We start from the raw sequence: 17720 nt of genomic DNA, 5'->3' as shown, positions 1-17720 counted from the left end.
CCACCGCCGATCTGGTGACGGCCTGTATCGGCATTCCGCTACTGCTGGAAGCGGCGCGTCGTGCGTTGGGGCCGGCACTGGCGGTCATCGCCATCGTCTTTCTCACCTACAGTCTGGCGGGCCCCTGGATGCCGGGGCTGCTGGCCCACCGCGGAGTGAGCTTTACCGCGCTGGCCAACCACCAGTGGATCACCACAGAAGGAGTGTTCGGTATCGCCCTCGGCGTCTCCACCAGCTTCGTCTTCCTGTTCGTGCTGTTCGGCGCCTTGCTGGAGCGGGCCGGTGCAGGCCACTACTTCATCCAGCTCGCCTTCAGTCTGCTTGGTCACCTGCGCGGGGGGCCGGCCAAGGCGGCGGTAGTTGCCTCCGGCCTCACCGGCCTGATCTCCGGCTCCTCCATCGCCAACGTGGTCACCACCGGCACCTTCACCATTCCCATGATGAAGCGGGTGGGGTTCTCGAAAGAGAAGGCGGGCGCGGTTGAAGTGGCTTCTTCGGTCAACGGCCAGATCATGCCACCCGTGATGGGGGCTGCGGCTTTCCTGATGGTCGAATACGTGGGCATCCCCTATGTGGAGATCATCAAGCACGCCTTTCTGCCTGCGGCCATCTCCTATATAGCGCTGCTCTACATCGTCCATCTGGAGGCACTCAAGCTCGGCATGCAACCCATCGGCAACCATCAGCCGAAACCCTGGCTGCACCGTCTGACCGGCTTTGCCTTTGGCGCGGCCCTCATCAGCGGACTGTCGATGGCGGTTTACTATGGCCTTGGCTGGCTCAAACCGGCGCTGGGCGACTATGCCCTGCCCGGTATCGGTCTGCTGCTGGCCAGCGCCTATCTGGGTCTGCTGAAGATCGCCGCCAGCAATGACCCCCTGCCGGCGGAAGATCCGGACAAGCCACTTGAGGAGTTGCCCAACACCCGTACCGTGCTGCTCTCCGGCCTTCACTTCCTGCTGCCGGTGGTGGTGCTGGTGTGGTGCCTGATGGTGGAGCGCCTCTCGCCCGGCCTCTCCGCCTTCTGGGGCACAGTGATGCTGGTGATTATCCTGCTGACCCAGCGACCGCTGCTCAACTGGCTGCGCCGCGACGGCAAGCACGACTACGGCACCTTCAACGACGGCATGGTCGATCTGCGCGAGGGACTGGTTGCCGGCGCCCGCAACATGATCGGCATCGGTATCGCGACCGCTACGGCGGGGATCATAGTCGGTGCCGTCTCCCAGACCGGCGTCGGGCTGGTACTGGCGGATCTGGTGGAGATGCTCTCCATGGGCAATCTGCTGCTGATGCTGCTGCTGACCGCCCTGCTCAGCCTGATCCTCGGCATGGGGCTGCCGACCACCGCCAACTACATAGTGGTCTCCAGCCTGCTGGCGCCAGTGGTGGTGACGCTCGGGCAGCAGAACGGGCTGATCGTGCCGCTCATCGCGGTGCATCTGTTCGTCTTCTACTTCGGCATCATGGCGGATGTGACGCCACCGGTGGGGCTCGCCTCTTTTGCGGCAGCGGCCGTGTCAAAAGGGGATCCCATCCGTACCGGTCTCACCGCCTTCTACTACAGCCTGCGTACCGCAGCGCTGCCGTTCCTCTTCATCTTCAATACCGACCTGCTGCTCATCAACGTGGACTTCGCCCACGGCGTGCTGATCTTCATCGTGGCGACCATTGCCATGCTGATCTTCGCCGCGGCGACTCAGGGTTACTTTCTGGTGAAGAGCCGCTGGTACGAGAGCATCCTGCTGCTGCTGGTCGCCTTTACCCTGTTCCGCCCCGGCTTCTGGATGGATCTGGCCCACGATCCCTATCGCCAGACACCGCCTGCCCAGCTGGCCCAGACCATGGGTGAGGTGGAAGCGGAGAGTCCCCTGCGCGTCCGGGTCATGGGAGAGGATGCGGTCGGCAAGCCGCGCCAGTTCACCCTGCTGGTGCCCGTACCAGAAGGGGCCACGGGTGAAGAACGGCTGGCCAATCTGGGGCTCACCCTCTATGAGCAGGATGGCAAGACGCTGATCGACAGCGTCGCCTTCGGCAGCCCGGCAGCCGCCATGGGGCTGGAGTTCGATCAGGAGATCCTGGCTGTCAAGGCGCCAACCGACCGCTGGCGCAAAGAGCTGATGTGGATCCCGGGCTTCCTGCTGTTTGGCGCCATCGTCTGGTTTCAGCGTCGCCGCGTGGTGGTCAGCGCAAGCTGATGGGTTCCCGCATCTGCATGAGAAATGAGAGAGGGCCGCTCTCTTTTTTACAACACTGATGCCAGCGATAAACCCGCATTCAGCCAGAAAAAAAGTGGGGTGACATATCCATGTCACCCCCTCGCAAATAAGCATGTTCCATATTGGAATCCGGTCGTCGCGGGCGCCTCTCCGAACCTCCCGAAAGTTCGCTACCCATCAGAAGTCAGCGCCAGTTGCAGCGATACAAGTGGCCAGCAACCCGTTACAACCCTCTTCCACACGGCAGCAAGCCGCCGTGTTTGTCCTTGCAACTGAAATATTACGCAGAAAAACAAAATAAAAAACGATTTTATGCCCAATTCATTCACATGCCGGTACAAAAAACAGCCTTATCACCACCATGAATTGGTTATAAAACAGCTAGATAGACTCAATTATAGCTATTCACCCGCAATGTGCATCGGCAAAGACCTACACGCCTTTGCGAGATCTCGCACAAAAAATGGCCAGCTCACAACCAGCGATGCAGTGGTAACCAGTCGCTGATCCTGGCGACCAGACGCCGTGACCACCCTCCCGGTTTGCGTGGTTCGCTCGGCCCTTGCCACTGTTGCAGCCACGCCTGCAACTGCTGGCAGATGGGCGCACACTCCAGCTGCAACATCAGCTCGGTATTGAGAAAAAGCGAGCGGGGATCGAGGTTGAGGCTGCCAAACAGGGCGCGATCCTCTCCCAGCAGGATCAGCTTGGCGTGCAGGCTGTTTTGCCCCTCATCAAACTCGCACAGCCGGATCCCCTGACGCAGCAACCAACCCCTGTGGCGCAGGTAAGCCCCGTGCACCAGCGGCACATCCGTGCTGGCCAGCGAGTTGGTGAGGATCTCGATCACCACTCCCTGCCGACGCAACCGCTGCAAACGGCGCCGAAAACCGCGCGTGAGGATCAGATAGGGAGTCACCATGCGGAGCGTGGAAGGGGCATCCGCCAACTGTCGCCAGAGCTGGCGAGCGGTCACCGGGCGGGAAACCAGCCCTTTGCCGGGACGGTCAAACCAGACCTCGGCCCGACCGACATGCCACACAAGCCCGGGCTCGTAGCCATCAAACAGCGAGGCAGGCAGATCATAAACGGCAGCGACCGCGGGATCCGCCATGGTGAGGAGGAAATCGTTAACCACACGAATTTCGGCGGGCTGCAATCTTCGGCGCAACAGGTGGCGGATAGGGTGGCTCCAGCGGCTCTGCCAGAACTGGGCAAACCCCGCCGTCATCTGCTCGCAAATGGCCCCCTGACAGGCAAGATCGAGATCCACGAAAGGAGCTTCCGGATCCAGCCCGAAATATCGATCACCAATATTGCGGCCACCGATAAGCGCCAGCTTGCCATCCACCAGCAGCAGCTTGTTGTGCATCCGGTGATTGATGCGGCGAAAGGTGAAGAGCCCCTCCAACAGCAGGGCCAACGGCCGCCAGCCCCTTAGCCAGAAGGGGTTGAACAGCCGCACCTCGATACCGGGACAGTGAGCCACCATCTCCAGAAAGCGGTTGTCCCCGGCATAGAGGTCATCCACCAACAGTTGCACCCTGACTCCGCGCCGGGCGGCATGGAGCAGCTCGCTCAGCAGCAGCTTGCCGCTGCTGTCCTCCTCCCAGCTGTAGTACTGCGCCTGGATCTGCTCGCGGGCAGAGCGGATCCAGTGGCAGCGCACCTTGAGCGCCAGGGCCGGGTCGTCGATCAGGGCAAAGGATCCGGGGATCATCTTGTCATCCTGCTGTCATGGCCAGGTGTCATAACGCAGCAAGCCTCTTCGTATATCGACACTTTTCGTATCTCGAAACAGGGAGTTGCTATGGAACTGCACGATACCCCTATGCTGCGCTATCTGGGCCAGCTCCACCAGCCGGATAAAACACCCGGCATCGAGCCGGCCCACTGGTTCTTGCTGCACAGGGATGGTGGCTGGCCGCTAACGACCACGCCGGAGCCTCAGCCGGTCAATAGGCTTATGGCTGAGCCGCTTCGATAGCCGCGGCCTTGCCCTCGATCTGGGGCAGGCTGAAGCGATAGCCAACATAGTACTTGTAGATAGTGCCGACATAGTTGATCGGCCCCTGCCCCACCTCGTTGGCCACCAGCTGATCCACGTTGCCGAACCAGACATTGGGATCCAGCCCCAGCTTGCCCGCCTTGTCCCGCAGGGCCTGAACCCGATTAGGCCCGGCATTGTAGGCGGCGAGCGCAAAGAGGTGGCGGTTGAGCAGATCCAGATTGGGATCGTTGAAGTAGGTATCGAGGATCAGACGCAAGTAGCGGCAGGCCGCCTCAACGTTGCCATCCAGCGTCGTCAGTCTGGCCCCCGTGATATTGACCTCGCGACCGGTACTGGGCAGTAGCTGCATGATGCCGACCGCCCCCTTCTCGGAACGGATAGCAGGGTTGAGGCCGGACTCTTTGTATGCCAGCGCAGCCAGCATCAGCCAGTCCAGCTCATACTGCTTGGCGTACTTCTCCAGCACCTTGCGAATGGTTGCCAGCCGCCCCATGGGGTCCGGTGCCAGTATGTTGCTCATCTGGTCGCTGCGGGCCAGCAGGCGGCGCAGAGTCATGTCGCTATAGAGGCTGTTGCGGCTGGCCCCCGCCAGATAGCGGTTGACCGCTTTGAGCAGGTCCGGGCTGTTCTTGCGCAGCGCCCAGGCACTGGTGCCCTTGCTGCGCAGGGGGATCAGCTTGTGCGCCTTGAGGCCGGAGATCATTCCCCCCAGCCAGATCCGCCCCTTGTAGCTGTCGGTCACCGTGAGCGGAATAATGCCGGCGGCAACCATCTCCAGCAGATCGCCATCCTGCAGATACTCGGGCACCGTCTCGATATAGACAGGAGGCAGCCCCAACTCGCGAAACAACCAGTTGAGCTGGCGCAGACTCTCGCAATAGCTGGAGCTCGCGCGCACCCAGACCCGCCGACCGGAGAGCTGGGTAATGCGGTTGAAGGCGGGCAGCGTGTTCTGGCTGACCACCCACTCCTCGATGGAGGAGATCAGCGGCCGGGAGAAGGTCACCTGTTCGCGCCGGGTGGGAGTCACCGTCATATTGGCCGCCACCAGATCGCCGCGCCCCTCAGCTAGATAATCGAGCAGCTTGTCCTGCCGAACCGGGATATAGACCACCTTGAGCGGCACCTTCTCCTTGGCGAGGTAGGTCTTGTTCAACCAGCGCTCGAACCCTTGCAGCTGATTGACCAGAATGCCGTACTGGGCACCCTTGTCGAGGAAATAGAAACCGCGCTCATAGACCACCAGAGCCCTGAGTTCGCGCTTTTGCAAAATGGTTTCGAGGTCCCCGGGTTGGGGAAGGCGCTGTGGCTTGAGATCGGCCGCCAGCAGAGGGAGAGACCAGAGAGCCAGCAGGCCCCAGATCCAGTGCCGCATCATGATGTTATCGCCTTCTGTTGGCCGACTCGCGCCGGGCAAAACCGTCTGTGGGATAGAGTAACTATAGAACGCAGACCCACAGCAGAAGGGTCAACACGGCAGGACTGGCCTGCCGCGTCATCAGAGGGCTCAGATAGAGCGGGCCCGCATTTCGAAGATCAGTTTTTCGGCGGTGCAGGTAAATTGCAGGCGGGCTTTCAGGATCACGCCGTTGGCGCCCTGGGTCAGTTCACTGCTGCTCTTGGCTTCAGCAGTCACCTGCTTGGCCAGTGCTTCATAGGCAGCCAGCTTGGCACGAGCATCAGCCTCGGCAGCGGCTTCGATCACCAGTTCCATCACATCATCGCCTTCACCGATGATGGTGCCGATCTCGGCAAAACAGCCACAGCTGTCACAGGTTTCGTTCAGTTCAACTTTCTCGTCTACAGACATACTTTTACTCCTACTGCTTATTTCGGATGATTTTCATCGTCACGCATGGCTTTACGAAAATCCCTGATAGCGGTTCCCAGATCCTCACCCGCACTGGCCAGACGCTTACTGCCAAACACCAGCACAACCACCAGCAAGAGGATCAACATGTGCCAGATATGAATTCCACCGAGTCCCATAGGGATGCTCCTCAAAGAGAGATATCTATCAGTTGTATCAAAACAGAGCGCAAGAATTGTTGGGCAAAATCAAGGCGGGTGCAAGTGAGCAAATAAATCACTACAAAAAATAGGGCGACCCGAAGGTCGCCATATTAGTTGTGCTACGTGTCCCCTCAACCGCTACATCCTGTACCAGTGGTTCATCCGAACCTGAGACCATTCGAGGATAAGATCGCCAAGATATGAAAACAAATGGTATAAATTCATCTTAGAGTTGAAGAGGATTCATATCATGCTGCTGGAACAACTGGGTCGTATCGACCTCAATTTGCTGATTATCCTGCAGGTTCTGCTGGAGGAACGCAACGGCAGCAAGGCGGCCAGACGACTGCATTTGAGTCAATCTGCGGTCAGCAAGGCGCTCGGTCGGCTGCGTGAAACCTTCGACGATCCCCTCTTTATCCGCTCCGCTTACGGGCTGGAACCGACCCCCCGCGCACTGGTGCTGCAACAGCAGCTGCAACCCATCCTGCTGTCGCTGGACAACCTGATCCTGCCGCCGGAGTTCGACCCGGCCAACTCGGATCGGGAGTTCGTCATCGCCAGTATGGACAGCGCCTTCACCCTGTTTGCCCCGCTTTACCTGAGCGAGCTGAAGCGGCAGGCACCACGGATCCGCCTGCGCTATGAAGAGTGGACCGAGAACAGTCTGACCGAGATGAGTCAGGGACAGGTGGACATCGCCTTCGCGGTGCGGGAGAACTGCATCAGCTCCGATTACCGGCTCGACACCCTGCCCGGCAGCATCTGCCAGCGAGTGCTGGCAGTCGATGACCTCACCTGTCTGGTGCAGCAACACCACCCCGCCCTGCAGGAGCCGTGCTGGGATCTCGACCACTACCTCAGCTATCCCCATGTCCAGACCTACTGCGAGGGGCGGGATCGCTGGATGCTGGATCACAAGCTGGCGGAGCACGACCTCTACCGGCGTATCGAGGCGAGTGTCCCCTCATTTGAGGCGGCGCTGCGGATGGGTATGCACTCCGATATGATCGTCACCCTCTCCAAGCTCTACGCCCGCCACGCGACCCAGGTCTATCCACTGTTGCAACTGCCGCTGCCCATCGAGCTGGACAGCATCTCGCACCTGCTGATCTGGCATCAGCGTCACAGCGAGGATCCGGGCCACCGCTGGCTGCGGGAGCTGCTGCTGACCCTCATCATGAGCAAACTGGAACCCGCAGCGACCGCATGCGGGTGACGGCACATCCTCTCGGCAGCAAAAAAGAACGGGGCTCTGCGTAGCCCCGTTTCATTCATTTCGGCATGCAAACCGGTCAGCCCTGACCGGTCACCGCCAGATAGTGATGTACCCCGTCCAGCAGCATCTGCACCGAGATCATCACCAGCAGCATCCCCATCAGCCGCTCCACCGCAGTGAGTCCACGCTCACCCAGCAGCTTGTTGAATACCTCGTAGAACATCAGGATCACCGCGCTGGCGGCCCATGCCATGAAGAGCGCCAGCGACCAGTCCACCATGCGGGTGGGCTCCTGATTGGCCAGCAGCATCAAGGAGGCGAGGATCGAGGGGCCGGCGATCATCGGAATCGCCATCGGCACCAGGAAAGGCTCCTCGCCCGCCGCCAGTCCGGTCACTCCCCCTTCACTCGGGAAGATCATCTTGATGGCGATCAGGAACAGGATGATACCGCCAGCAATGCTGACTGCTTCCTGCCGCAGGTTGAGGAAGCCGAGGATCTGCTGACCGACAAAGAGGAAGAGCATCATGATGGCCAGCGAGAAGAGCAGCTCGCGGATCATCACCTTGCGCCGCCGCTTGGGATCGATATGGCGCAGGATGGAGAGGAAGACCGGCAGGTTGCCCAGCGGGTCCATGATCAGAAACAGCATGACTGCGGCAGAAAAAGTATCCATACAACGCCCGGGCTACGCCTTGAATTGGGAAATGGGAGGGGGCGAAATATAGCAAAGGGCGAGAAGTTGAGCGAGCGCCATCATGCGCTCGCCAAGGGGGTTATCCGTGATTGCAGATCTTGTCGGCACGGGTCTGGAAACCCTCGCCCGCTTCGATGAACTTGCCGCGAGCAGCCAGAAAGTCGATCAGCGCTTCGGCATCCATCTCGCTGGCGCTGCAGGTATGAAAACGGGCATCGGCACCGAACCGCTGCGCCATCGCCTGTTTGAGACTGGCACGGGTGAATTGGCCGTCCTGTTCCAGCATCATTTCCATCACTTCGTGACCATGTACCGATTGCGACATCTTCCACCTCAATAATGAACATATTTAATGTCAATTAAAGCGTCTACCGCCCGGAGGGATCTTGATATAGGCCAATAAATAACGGATTACCCTGCTGCGAGAGTGGCCAGCGACGCCGCTTTGTCGATAATGTGGCAACCCACTGCAGGGATCGCTACACTAGCGCCCCATTTTTGGTCACCGCAGACATTTGATAAGGATATTGGCGCCATGCTGTTCCATGGAGAGGCAAGCAAACCCTGGCAGATCTGGACCCGTCGCCCGCTCTGGCTCAAGACCCTGATCGGCATGCTGACCGGGGTCGCCCTTGGCGTCGGCCTCGAGGAGCAGGCTCAGCTGCTCAAACCCATCGGCGTGCTCTTCGTCAACACCATCCAGATGCTGATGGTACCCCTGATCTTCTGCTCGGTTATCGCCGGCCTTACCTCACTGCTTAAGGGCAAGGCGCTCGACCGCATCGGGGTCAAGGCGAGCTGCCTCTACCTCTGCTCCACCGCCATCGCCATCTGCATCGGACTGATGATGGGCTGGCTGCTGGAACCCGGCATGGGTGCCGACATGGGCCCCTACCAACGACCCGGCATGGCCACACCACCGACTCTGGCCAGCGTGCTGAGCCATCTGGTACCGAGCAATCCGGTCGAGGCGATGGTGGACAGCAAGATCCTGCAGGTGATCGTCTTTGCCGTGGCGCTGGCCGTGGCACTCAATGCCTGTGGCCGCCGCGGCCGCCCCGCGATCCTCTTCTTCACCTCGCTGGCGGAGGGGATGTTCAAGCTGACCCAGATGGTGATGGCGCTGGCCCCGTACGGCGTCTGTGCCCTGATGGCCTGGATGACCAGCAAATATGGCATCGAACTGTTGCTGCCCCTGCTCAAGGTGATTGGAGCCGTCTATCTTGGCTGCCTGCTCCATGTGCTCGGGGTCTACAGCACTCTGCTGCTCCTGTTGGCGCGGCTCAACCCAATCCACTACTTCAAGAGCATCGTCGATGCCCAGGCGGTGGCTTTCACCAGCAGCTCCAGCAGCAGTACCCTGCCCATCAGCCTCGCCTGTGCCGAGAAGCGGCTCGGGGTCTCACCCGCCATCACCGCCAAGGTGCTGCCCATCGGCGCTACCATCAACATGGATGGCACCGCCCTTTATCAGGGGGTCACGGCTCTGTTCGTGGCACAGGCATTCGGCGTAGATCTGCATCTGGTGGACTACCTGACCATCATCAGCATCGCCACCCTGGCCAGTATCGGCACCGCAGGTACTCCGGGCACCGGGCTGATGCTGCTGACGCTGACGCTGACGGCAGTCGGACTGCCGCTGGAAGGGGTCGCACTGATTGCGGGGATTGACCGGGTGCTCGACATGGCGCGCACCGCGGTCAACGTCTCGGGGGATATTCTGGTTTCCGTGCTGATTGCCCGCAGCGAAAACGAGCTGGATCTGGCGACCTATCACGATGAACATGCCGGGGAAGATATCGACGTCCCCCTGCGCTAGGGAGGATCAACTGTCGTGGGGATCGTGATGGCAACGCCAGCACACTTCGAAGTTGGCGCCGTTCTCCTCCCCGCACTGACCACACAGCCAGCCGTTACCCTGGCGCTGCTGATAGCGCTCGATCACCCGCCCTGCCTTGCTGCGATCCTCGGCCCGCACCATCAGGGTCACCTGCAGCAGATCCGCCGCCAGCTCGCCAAAAGCCCCTGACAGGCCATCGCCATTGAGGCGTACCAGCACCCCTTCCGCCTCCAGCGCCCCCTTGAGAGCATGAGCCTCCAGAGTGTGAGAGGCGCGATAGAGATTGATCCAGTTATCCATAGCTCCCCCTTACAGCAGCTTGTCGATGCCGAACTCGGCCCCGTTCTCCACCATGAAATCGATGAACGCCCGCAATTTGCGCGGCATAAGTTGTCGCTCCGGAAACAGCAGGTAGATCGACACCTTGGGTTGCTGCCACTCTGGCAGCACCGCAACCAGCTCGCCGCTGGCCAGCTCCTCCTGACAGAGCATGGCCGGGATCGAGGCCAATCCGAGACCCGCCTTCGCCGCCTCCCGGGCACAGGTAATATTATTGACCCGAAAACGGGAGGGAGGGTCAACCAGTACCTCTTTGCCATCCAGCTCGAAGCACCAGTGGGAAGCGAGAAAACCGCTGCTCACCGTCACCCGCTCATGGTTGGCCAGATCCTCCGGCCGCTTGATAACCGGACTACGCGCCAGATAGGCAGGACTGGCGCAGAGCAGCCGTCCGGTGCTCCAGAGGCGCCGCGCGGCCAGATTGGAATCGCTCATATCGCCGATCCGCACCACCGCATCCAGCCCTTCGCTGATGGGGTCAACCACCCGGTTGGTCAGCTCCAGCTCCACCTGCAAACCGGGATAGGCCTGTAGAAACTTGGCGACCAGGCGCCCGACCACCAACTGACCCGTCTCGATGGGCACGGCCATCTTGAGGGTGCCGGTGACTTCCTGCTGGCTGGCACTCAACATCAGCTCCGCTTCCGTCAATGCCTCCACCGCCTTGCTGCAGTGTCGGTAGTACTTCTCCCCCTCCTCGGTCAGGGTGAGCTGGCGGGTGGAGCGATAGAGCAGCCGTACCCCGAGCCGCTGTTCCAGCTCGGCAATCCGCCGGCTGACCATCGCCTTGGTCATCCCCAGCTCCTGGGCTGCGGCAGTAAACGAGCCCTTGTCGACAATTCGTACCAGAATTAACGCAGCATTTAGGTCCATTGTTGCACCTGTGAAACTGTATATCTCGTGAACCAATACTAATCGAAACAGTCGAGCAGTGTTAGCCTGCGCCCCTTACGTTCAGGAATCTCCAAAATGAGTCAACACAAGAAAATCCCTCTCCTGGCCGCCATGATCCTGGCCCTGCTCGCACTCCTCTTCTCCGCCTACTGGTATCTCCACGGCCGCTATTTCGAGAGCACCGACAACGCCTATCTCCAGAGCGAGGTAACCGGGATCAGCTCCAAGCTGCCCGGCTATATCAGCGAAGTGCTGGTGACCGACAACCAACCGGTCAAAGCGGGCCAACTCATCGCCCGTCTCGATGATCGCGAATACAAAACTAAGGTCGCAGAGGCCGAAGCCGATCTGCGCCTCAATCAGGCGACCGCCGAGAATCTGGCCGCTACCCGAATCCAGCAGCTAAGCCTGATCCAGCAGGCCGAAGCCAAGGTTTCCTCCGCCAAGGCCGAGCAACTGCGCGCCAGCCAGCAGGTAACCCGGATCAGCCAGCTCAACCAGCGCCACTACAGCTCGCAAGACAGTCTGGATGAAGTGCGCGCCGGTCTGCAGGTCAATCAGGCACAGGCACAAGAAGCCAAGGCGGCCCTGCAGGCCGCTCGCGAACGGCTGCTGGTGCTCGATGCCGAAGCCAAGCAGAATCAGGCCAAGCTGGCCCTGAGTGAAGCACAACTGGAGCAAGCCAGGCTGGAGCTTGGCTACACCGAACTGCGCGCACCGGCCGATGGCATCATCGGCAAGCGCAGCCTGCGGGAAGGACTCTATGTCCAGTCAGGCATGCAGGTCGCCAGTCTGGTGCCGCTGCAACAGGTGTGGGTCGAGGCCAACTTCAAGGAGACCCAGCTCGCCCATATGCAGCCCGGCCAGAAAGTCGAAGTGGTGCTGGACGCCTATCCGGATCAGCCGGTCGAGGGGGTCATCGACAGTCTGGCGCCAGCCACCGGAGCCAAGTTCGCCCTGCTGCCACCCGAGAACGCCACCGGCAACTTCACCAAGATTGTGCAGCGGGTACCGGTCAAAATCCGTATCCCCGAGCCGGGTCAGCTCGCTGGCAAGCTGCTGCCGGGTCTCTCCAGCGAAGTGACGGTAGATACCCGTACTCCTGATGCCATGACGGCCGCCAACTGATGGAACCCATTCCACGTCGCCACTGGATCGCGGTCATCGGCGGCCTTATCGGCGCCTTCATGGCCATCCTCGACATCCAGATAACCAACGCCTCCCTCAAGGATATTCAGGGGGCGCTCTCCGCCACCCTGAGTGAAAGCTCCTGGATCTCCACCTCCTATCTGGTGGCGGAGATGATCGCCATCCCCCTGAGTGGCTGGCTGAGTCGGGGGCTGAGCGTGCGTCGTTACCTGCTGTGGACCACGGGCGCCTTTATCGTCGCCTCCGTGCTCTGCTCGTTCAGCTGGAACCTCACCAGCATGATCGTCTTCCGGGCGATGCAGGGCTTCACCGGCGGTGCACTCATCCCGATGGCCTTCTCCCTCATCGTCACCCTGCTGCCACTGCAGAAGCGGGCTACCGGCATGGCGCTGTTCGGTCTCTGTGCCACCTTCGCCCCGGCCATCGGCCCGACCCTCGGCGGCTGGCTCACCGAGCAGATGTCGTGGCACTACATCTTCTATCTCAACGTCCCGCCGGGACTGTTGGTGATGGCCATGCTGGCGCACGGGCTGGACAAGAAGGCAGTGGACTGGGAGGTGATCAAGCGGGTCGACCTTATCGGCATCGTTACCATGGCGCTTGGTCTGGGCGTGCTGGAGGTGGTACTGGAGGAGGGCAACCGGGAGGACTGGTTCGGCTCGACCTTCATCGTGCGCCTGACCATCATCTCGGTCGTTGCGCTGGTCTTCTTCGTCATCAGCCAGCTGATCCGCCGCCACCCGCTGGTCAACCTGCGACTGCTGCACAACCCGCGCTTTGCGCTCGCCTGTTTTGCCTACCTGATCCTCGGGATGGCGCTGATGGGTTCCATCTATGTGCTGCCGCTCTACATGACCCAGATCCACAACTACAACGCGCTGGAGATTGGCGAAGTGCTGATGTGGATGGGGCTGCCCCAGTTGCTGGTGCTGCCGCTGGTGCCCAAACTGACCCACAAGGTCGATCCACGCTATCTGGTGAGCTTCGGCTTTCTCATCTTCGCCGTCAGCTGCTTTATGAACGTCAACATGAGTGCCGACTATGCCGGACCGCAGCTTATTCAGGCGCTCATCGTGCGGGCGCTGGGGCAGCCCTTCATCATGGTGCCGCTCTCCTTGGTCGCCACCGCCAGCCTGAGCCACGACGAGATCCCCTCCTCCTCGACTCTGCTCAACGTGCTGCGCAACCTGGGTGGCGCCTTTGGTATCGCCATCATCGCCACCATGCTCGACAACGACACCCGCACCCATATGCTCCAGATCGGCAGTACCCTGCCCGCCAGCAGTATCGAGGGACAAACCTATCTGCTGCAGCTGGCCCAGAGCATGATGGCGCAGGGGTCCGGCCCCGAACTGGCCGAGCAGCAGGCCCACGCCATACTCGCCAACACCATCAACCGGGAAGCAGCCATCATGGCCTACAACCAGGTCTTCTACATCATGGGGATCTTCCTGCTGGTCGCCAGCGGTCTGATGCTGCTACTCAAATCCCCCGCCCCGCGGGCAGCGGATGCCGAGCCAATAGAGGCGTGAAAAGCAGCCAGGAGATAAAACGAAAAACGGGCCAAAGCCCGTTTTTCTTTATCTGTTACCTGCATTCAACTGCATGGTGTCATCCTGCCAGCGAGCCCGCAATCAGGAACTGGGCGGCAAAGTAGCTGCTCATCACCCAGGCTCTGGCATGGGGGAAAGGGCGGCGGAAGCGATCGAGCGCCAACATGCTGTCGGAGAAGAGGAACATCAGGGCACCGGCCAGCGCCGCCGCACTGCCGGCGGTGAGCGAAGCGTGCCAGGCACCGGCAGCCACCCAGGCCATACCGATGATCACCAGCATGTAGCAGAAGACCGGGATCCGCATCTCTCCCAGCTTGCCCCACAGCAGGCCAAACACCAGCGCGGCGATGAGCAGGAGCAGCAAGCCATCCACCAGATTGAGCACCAGCGGCCCCTGGGCAAAGCCGACGATGTAGCAGAGGTGCGCGACAAGAAATGCCGCCAAGCCCTGAATAAAGCGGTCGCTTGGCAACATCAGCAGCACATCGCCCGCCAGCGAGAGGCAGAGGCCGAGCAGGATCCAGGCGTGGGAGCCATCGTGGTCATAGCCCTGATAGCCAAACGCCAACGCGATGATGAGCAGCATGGTCAGCGGCTTGCTGATATAGAACTGGCGGCTGTCTGAACCATAGGCGGCGCGGATATGCCACCAACCGGAAGCGATGATCAAGAAACTCAATAACATGCCCTGCTCCTCACCCGTTGCTCGCTGTCATACGGCAACCGTTTTTATATCAGGGTGCAGGGTAACAAATTCCCCCACCGAGTGGCAGGGGGCGGATCAAAGGGTGAGACTAAGCCTAAAGTCTAATTGCCGTGCCATACCATTCAGGGCATAAGTGACGGGTCTGGAGGATCACCATGGAAGAAGCTATGAAAAACTATCTGCCCGCCATCGACATCATGATGTGCCATCTGGGGATCAGCTTTGAGCAGGCGTGCGAGCAACTGGGGCTCAGCCAGCAGGAGCAGCAGGCTCTGGATCAGTTGCAGCAACAGCAGAGCCAAGCCAACTAGCCCTCCTGTTATTGGATATCACGATGTGCCATCCGGGGATCAGCTTTGAGCAGGCGTGCGAGCAACTGGGGCTCAGCCCGCTGGAACAACAGACCCTGAGCCAGCTGCAAGAGCAGGATCACCCCGAATAAGCCGAGATGCTGGCGCCGAACCGGCGCGCAGGATCTACCAAAGAGAAGACCGCCGATTGGCGGTCTTCTCTTTTCTGCTTGATCAGACAGGGGCTCTGGCAATACCCGCCAGCAAGCGACTCCAGTTGCGTTTGCTGGCGATGAAACCGTCCCGCAGGGATCGGTACTCCAGTTGCAGCTTGAGGCGGTCATAGCGCGCCAGCGCCTTGCGTTTGCGCAGCTCAAGCAGCCGCTTGCGACTGGCATAGTAGTGCTGCAACTGCTGACTCAGCTTGGCGTACTCCTCCTGCAGCAGCGCTTGCCACAGTTCGCGATCATCCTGTTTGACGAGCCTTGCCTGCGCCCGTTTGAGCTGCATCTCCAGCCTGGCCTGCTCGATACGCTCCTCCGGCGATGAGCGCAGATCTCTCGCCAACCCGCACCATGAGGCAAACCGGATCAGCCATTTGGTCGGATCGAACTGCCACCACTGGATACCGTTGCGGTAATCGTTCTCGAACAGATGGTGGAAATTGTGATACCCCTCGCCGAAGGTGAAAAAGGCCAGGATGCCGTTGTCACGGGCGGTATTGCGATCCGTGTAGGGCTGGCTGCCCCAGATATGGGCCAGTGAGTTGATAAAGAAAGTGGTGTGGTGCGTCATCACCATCCGCAAGACGCCCGCCAGCAGCAACATGCCGAGCAGGTCTCCGTGGATCAGGCCAAACAGCAGCGGCAGGCCCAAATTGGTCGCCAGCACCAGCGCCAGATAGTGGCGATGCTGAAACATGACCACAGGGTTGTTCTGCAAATCCCGCACATTGCTGTAATCACCATATTGTTCCCCCTGATACTCCCGCAGCATCCAGCCGATATGGGAGTACCAGAAGCCACGCCCCGCGCTGTAGGGATCCTTGTCGTTGTCATCCACATGACGATGATGGCGGCGATGATCCGCCGACCAGTGCAGCGCCGAGTTCTGCAACGCCAGCGCACCACCGATGGCAAACAGCCACTGCAACGCCGGATGAGCCTTGTAAGCCTTGTGTGACCACAGGCGGTGATAACCCGCCGTGATCGAGAGCCCGCTCAAACAGAACAGCAGCAGGAACGTAGCCCACTGCCAGAGATCGTAACCGTGGCTCATCCCATACCAGGGCACGGCAACCAGTGCCACCAGTCCGGAGAGAGAGAACAACAGGGTATTGGTGAGAATAATCGGGGGTCTAGCCATCTTCTTGCATCCTTTCAGCGAACAGCTGTTAGCCATTTTCCATGGCGACTTCGCCAGGGTCAATGGTAAAAAAGTAGGATACAAACCTGATCCTGAGGCGCCTTCGGGTTATCATTTGTCCTCGTTAAGCTGAAGGTGACTGATTTCGTGGGTATTCGCGCTCAACAAAAAGAAAAAACCCGGCGTACATTGATCGATGCTGCATTCAGCCAACTGTGCGCCAACCGGAGTTTCTCCAATCTCAGCCTGCGGGAAGTGGCTCGTGAAGCGGGCATCGCCCCCACCTCCTTCTATCGCCATTTTCGCGATATGGAAGAGTTGGGCCTGACCCTGGTCGATGAGGGCGGTCTGACTCTGCGTCAGCTGATGCGCCAGGCACGCCAACGCATTGCCGGTGGCGGCAGCGTCATCAGCACCTCGGTGCAGACCTTCATGGAGTTCGTCGAGAACAATCCCAACGTCTTTCGGCTACTGCTGCGAGAGCGCTCCGGCACCTCGGCCGCATTTCGTCAGGCTGTCGCTCGCGAGATCCAGCACTTTATTGCCGAGCTGACCGATTATCTGGAGGCCACCACCCAGGCACCGCGGGAAGATGCCTATATCCAGGCCGAGGCCATGGTTACCATCGTATTCAGCGCCGGAGCCGATGCGCTCGACATGACCAGTGAAGAGTGCCGGGCACTCTCCGATCGCACTATTCGCCAACTGCGGATGATTGCCATGGGCGCCGAGGTACAGAACCAGAAGCGCCGTGAGCCCCATCCATGACCACAGGACGGAGAACGATATGACTGAACAGCTTGTGATCCCCAAAAAACCGCTCGCCATGGCAATGCTGATCGGCATCTGTGGCGATGCGTCTCTGGCGGTGCTGACCAACGCGGTCGTACCCTTCTCCTTCTTTCCGCTGATCGCTCTCTGGCTGGCTGCCTATCAGCTGTTCCAGCACTATCGCCATGAACCCATGGTGGGCAATACCCCCATCTGTACCCTGCTCTGCTTCTTTATCGGCGCCTTCGGCCACTCGGCCCTGCTCAAGGTGCAATACCCGGAACTCGGCAGCAACTTCTTCTCTCTGATCATGATGCTGCTGCTGCTGGCGGTACTCTCCATCAGACTGGGTCTAAGCATCGGCAAGAAAGAGAAACCCTGATTAGTCGACAAAGCGGTCACAATCATTTGATAGATAAAGAAAAGAGGCCTTCCCGACGGGAAGGCCTCTTTGTTTGCGCTACGCAGAATAATCCTGTATGACCATGCCGAGCAACCGCGGCAGGGTGACCCTTGCCAAGCGACTCGGTTTTACCATTGATGTCCAGATGTGGAGGAGGGAGTGGTCAATATGGCTCTTCCCTGTGGGGCTGTAGCCCAGTGACGGGGATGGGTGGAAGCGAGTAATCCAGCAAAAATGGTTGTGAATCACCG

At 60.0% G+C, this 17720-nt stretch carries 18 protein-coding genes; 8 read left to right on the top strand and 10 right to left on the bottom strand.

Going from position 1 to position 17720, the window contains the following annotated elements:
- Positions 1-2198, top strand: a 2198-nt coding sequence (locus AACS24_RS13845) for a TRAP transporter permease (protein WP_258222940.1), incomplete at its 5' end; no start/stop codon positions are given.
- 493 nt (positions 2199-2691) lie between these two features.
- Here AACS24_RS13845 and AACS24_RS13840 read toward each other — a convergent pair.
- From AACS24_RS13840 to tatA, 4 genes are all read right to left on the bottom strand, one after another.
- A complete protein-coding gene (locus AACS24_RS13840; RefSeq protein ID WP_108571039.1) occupies positions 2692-3939 on the bottom strand; it encodes a phospholipase D family protein in 1248 nt (415 codons plus the stop codon).
- A gap of 244 nt (positions 3940-4183) precedes the next feature.
- Positions 4184-5605, bottom strand: coding sequence for a transglycosylase SLT domain-containing protein (locus AACS24_RS13835; RefSeq protein ID WP_181364186.1), 1422 nt, complete (start codon positions 5603-5605; stop codon positions 4184-4186).
- Positions 5606-5737: 132 nt separating this feature from the next.
- Complete coding sequence (locus AACS24_RS13830) at positions 5738-6040, bottom strand: YfcZ/YiiS family protein (protein WP_033112596.1); 303 nt, start codon at positions 6038-6040, stop codon at positions 5738-5740.
- A gap of 17 nt (positions 6041-6057) precedes the next feature.
- Positions 6058-6219, bottom strand: coding sequence for a twin-arginine translocase TatA/TatE family subunit (tatA, locus tag AACS24_RS13825; RefSeq protein WP_033112597.1), 162 nt, complete (start codon positions 6217-6219; stop codon positions 6058-6060).
- Between the two features lie 274 nt (positions 6220-6493).
- Between tatA and AACS24_RS13820 the strand changes: the two genes are divergently transcribed.
- The gene (locus tag AACS24_RS13820) at positions 6494-7462 is read left to right on the top strand and encodes a LysR substrate-binding domain-containing protein (protein WP_108571037.1); all 969 of its coding nucleotides are present in this window, start codon (positions 6494-6496) and stop codon (positions 7460-7462) included.
- Between the two features lie 76 nt (positions 7463-7538).
- On the opposite strand, the gene AACS24_RS13815 is transcribed toward AACS24_RS13820, so the two are convergent.
- Both AACS24_RS13815 and AACS24_RS13810 read right to left on the bottom strand, forming a co-directional pair.
- The gene (locus AACS24_RS13815) at positions 7539-8138 is read right to left on the bottom strand and encodes a YhgN family NAAT transporter (protein WP_033112599.1); all 600 of its coding nucleotides are present in this window, start codon (positions 8136-8138) and stop codon (positions 7539-7541) included.
- Between the two features lie 100 nt (positions 8139-8238).
- Positions 8239-8484: a YecH family metal-binding protein gene (locus tag AACS24_RS13810; protein ID WP_033112600.1), complete on the bottom strand. Its 246-nt coding sequence runs from the start codon at positions 8482-8484 to the stop codon at positions 8239-8241.
- Between the two features lie 210 nt (positions 8485-8694).
- Here AACS24_RS13810 and AACS24_RS13805 point away from each other — a divergent pair, with 210 nt between their 5' ends.
- Positions 8695-9978 carry a dicarboxylate/amino acid:cation symporter gene (locus AACS24_RS13805; RefSeq protein ID WP_108571036.1) on the top strand — a complete coding sequence of 428 codons (1284 nt, stop codon included), beginning with the start codon at positions 8695-8697 and terminating at the stop codon, positions 9976-9978.
- 6 nt (positions 9979-9984) lie between these two features.
- On the opposite strand, the gene AACS24_RS13800 is transcribed toward AACS24_RS13805, so the two are convergent.
- Both AACS24_RS13800 and AACS24_RS13795 read right to left on the bottom strand, forming a co-directional pair.
- Positions 9985-10299: a putative signal transducing protein gene (locus AACS24_RS13800; protein ID WP_108571035.1), complete on the bottom strand. Its 315-nt coding sequence runs from the start codon at positions 10297-10299 to the stop codon at positions 9985-9987.
- Positions 10300-10308: 9 nt separating this feature from the next.
- Positions 10309-11211, bottom strand: coding sequence for a LysR family transcriptional regulator (locus AACS24_RS13795; RefSeq protein WP_033112603.1), 903 nt, complete (start codon positions 11209-11211; stop codon positions 10309-10311).
- Positions 11212-11307: 96 nt separating this feature from the next.
- Between AACS24_RS13795 and AACS24_RS13790 the strand changes: the two genes are divergently transcribed.
- Both AACS24_RS13790 and AACS24_RS13785 read left to right on the top strand, forming a co-directional pair.
- Complete coding sequence (locus AACS24_RS13790; protein ID WP_108571034.1) at positions 11308-12360, top strand: HlyD family secretion protein; 1053 nt, start codon at positions 11308-11310, stop codon at positions 12358-12360.
- Positions 12360-13913: a DHA2 family efflux MFS transporter permease subunit gene (locus AACS24_RS13785; protein WP_108571033.1), complete on the top strand. Its 1554-nt coding sequence runs from the start codon at positions 12360-12362 to the stop codon at positions 13911-13913. The genes AACS24_RS13790 and AACS24_RS13785 overlap by 1 nt, the downstream gene beginning before the upstream one ends.
- A gap of 79 nt (positions 13914-13992) precedes the next feature.
- Here the strand turns inward: AACS24_RS13785 and AACS24_RS13780 are convergent, their stop codons facing one another.
- Positions 13993-14619 carry a lysoplasmalogenase gene (locus tag AACS24_RS13780; RefSeq protein ID WP_041209586.1) on the bottom strand — a complete coding sequence of 209 codons (627 nt, stop codon included), beginning with the start codon at positions 14617-14619 and terminating at the stop codon, positions 13993-13995.
- A 188-nt stretch (positions 14620-14807) separates the two neighbouring features.
- On the opposite strand from AACS24_RS13780, the gene AACS24_RS13775 reads away from it, so the two are divergent.
- The gene (locus tag AACS24_RS13775) at positions 14808-14951 is read left to right on the top strand and encodes a hypothetical protein (protein WP_162182404.1); all 144 of its coding nucleotides are present in this window, start codon (positions 14808-14810) and stop codon (positions 14949-14951) included.
- Between the two features lie 213 nt (positions 14952-15164).
- Here the strand turns inward: AACS24_RS13775 and AACS24_RS13770 are convergent, their stop codons facing one another.
- Positions 15165-16295 (bottom strand): fatty acid desaturase, encoded by a 1131-nt coding sequence (locus AACS24_RS13770; protein ID WP_108571031.1) that lies wholly within the window; start codon positions 16293-16295, stop codon positions 15165-15167.
- Positions 16296-16442: 147 nt separating this feature from the next.
- On the opposite strand from AACS24_RS13770, the gene fabR reads away from it, so the two are divergent.
- A complete protein-coding gene (gene fabR, locus AACS24_RS13765; protein ID WP_033112608.1) occupies positions 16443-17063 on the top strand; it encodes an HTH-type transcriptional repressor FabR in 621 nt (206 codons plus the stop codon).
- Positions 17064-17082: 19 nt separating this feature from the next.
- A complete protein-coding gene (locus AACS24_RS13760) occupies positions 17083-17448 on the top strand; it encodes a YijD family membrane protein (protein ID WP_108571030.1) in 366 nt (121 codons plus the stop codon).
- Positions 17449-17720 lie beyond the last annotated feature (272 nt).

This window comes from Aeromonas sp. HMWF016 (assembly GCF_963878195.1).
GTDB classification, from domain to species: Bacteria; Pseudomonadota; Gammaproteobacteria; order Enterobacterales; family Aeromonadaceae; genus Aeromonas; species Aeromonas lacus.
This window is presented reverse-complemented; position numbering and strand designations above follow the sequence as displayed.

Excerpts from the sequence above, each read along its gene's own strand:
- AACS24_RS13770 (WP_108571031.1), bottom strand. The coding sequence starts at position 16,295 with ATGGCTAGACCCCCGATTATTCTCACCAATACCCTGTTGTTCTCTCTC.
- AACS24_RS13785 (WP_108571033.1), top strand. The coding sequence starts at position 12,360 with ATGGAACCCATTCCACGTCGCCACTGGATCGCGGTCATCGGCGGCCTT.
- AACS24_RS13805 (WP_108571036.1), top strand. The coding sequence starts at position 8,695 with ATGCTGTTCCATGGAGAGGCAAGCAAACCCTGGCAGATCTGGACCCGT.
- AACS24_RS13780 (WP_041209586.1), bottom strand. The coding sequence starts at position 14,619 with ATGTTATTGAGTTTCTTGATCATCGCTTCCGGTTGGTGGCATATCCGC.
- AACS24_RS13760 (WP_108571030.1), top strand. The coding sequence starts at position 17,083 with ATGACTGAACAGCTTGTGATCCCCAAAAAACCGCTCGCCATGGCAATG.
- AACS24_RS13790 (WP_108571034.1), top strand. The coding sequence starts at position 11,308 with ATGAGTCAACACAAGAAAATCCCTCTCCTGGCCGCCATGATCCTGGCC.
- AACS24_RS13830 (WP_033112596.1), bottom strand. The coding sequence starts at position 6,040 with ATGTCTGTAGACGAGAAAGTTGAACTGAACGAAACCTGTGACAGCTGT.
- AACS24_RS13840 (WP_108571039.1), bottom strand. The coding sequence starts at position 3,939 with ATGATCCCCGGATCCTTTGCCCTGATCGACGACCCGGCCCTGGCGCTC.
- AACS24_RS13800 (WP_108571035.1), bottom strand. The coding sequence starts at position 10,299 with ATGGATAACTGGATCAATCTCTATCGCGCCTCTCACACTCTGGAGGCT.
- AACS24_RS13815 (WP_033112599.1), bottom strand. The coding sequence starts at position 8,138 with ATGGATACTTTTTCTGCCGCAGTCATGCTGTTTCTGATCATGGACCCG.
- AACS24_RS13795 (WP_033112603.1), bottom strand. The coding sequence starts at position 11,211 with ATGGACCTAAATGCTGCGTTAATTCTGGTACGAATTGTCGACAAGGGC.
- tatA (WP_033112597.1), bottom strand. The coding sequence starts at position 6,219 with ATGGGACTCGGTGGAATTCATATCTGGCACATGTTGATCCTCTTGCTG.
- AACS24_RS13810 (WP_033112600.1), bottom strand. The coding sequence starts at position 8,484 with ATGTCGCAATCGGTACATGGTCACGAAGTGATGGAAATGATGCTGGAA.
- AACS24_RS13775 (WP_162182404.1), top strand. The coding sequence starts at position 14,808 with ATGAAAAACTATCTGCCCGCCATCGACATCATGATGTGCCATCTGGGG.
- AACS24_RS13820 (WP_108571037.1), top strand. The coding sequence starts at position 6,494 with ATGCTGCTGGAACAACTGGGTCGTATCGACCTCAATTTGCTGATTATC.
- AACS24_RS13835 (WP_181364186.1), bottom strand. The coding sequence starts at position 5,605 with ATGCGGCACTGGATCTGGGGCCTGCTGGCTCTCTGGTCTCTCCCTCTG.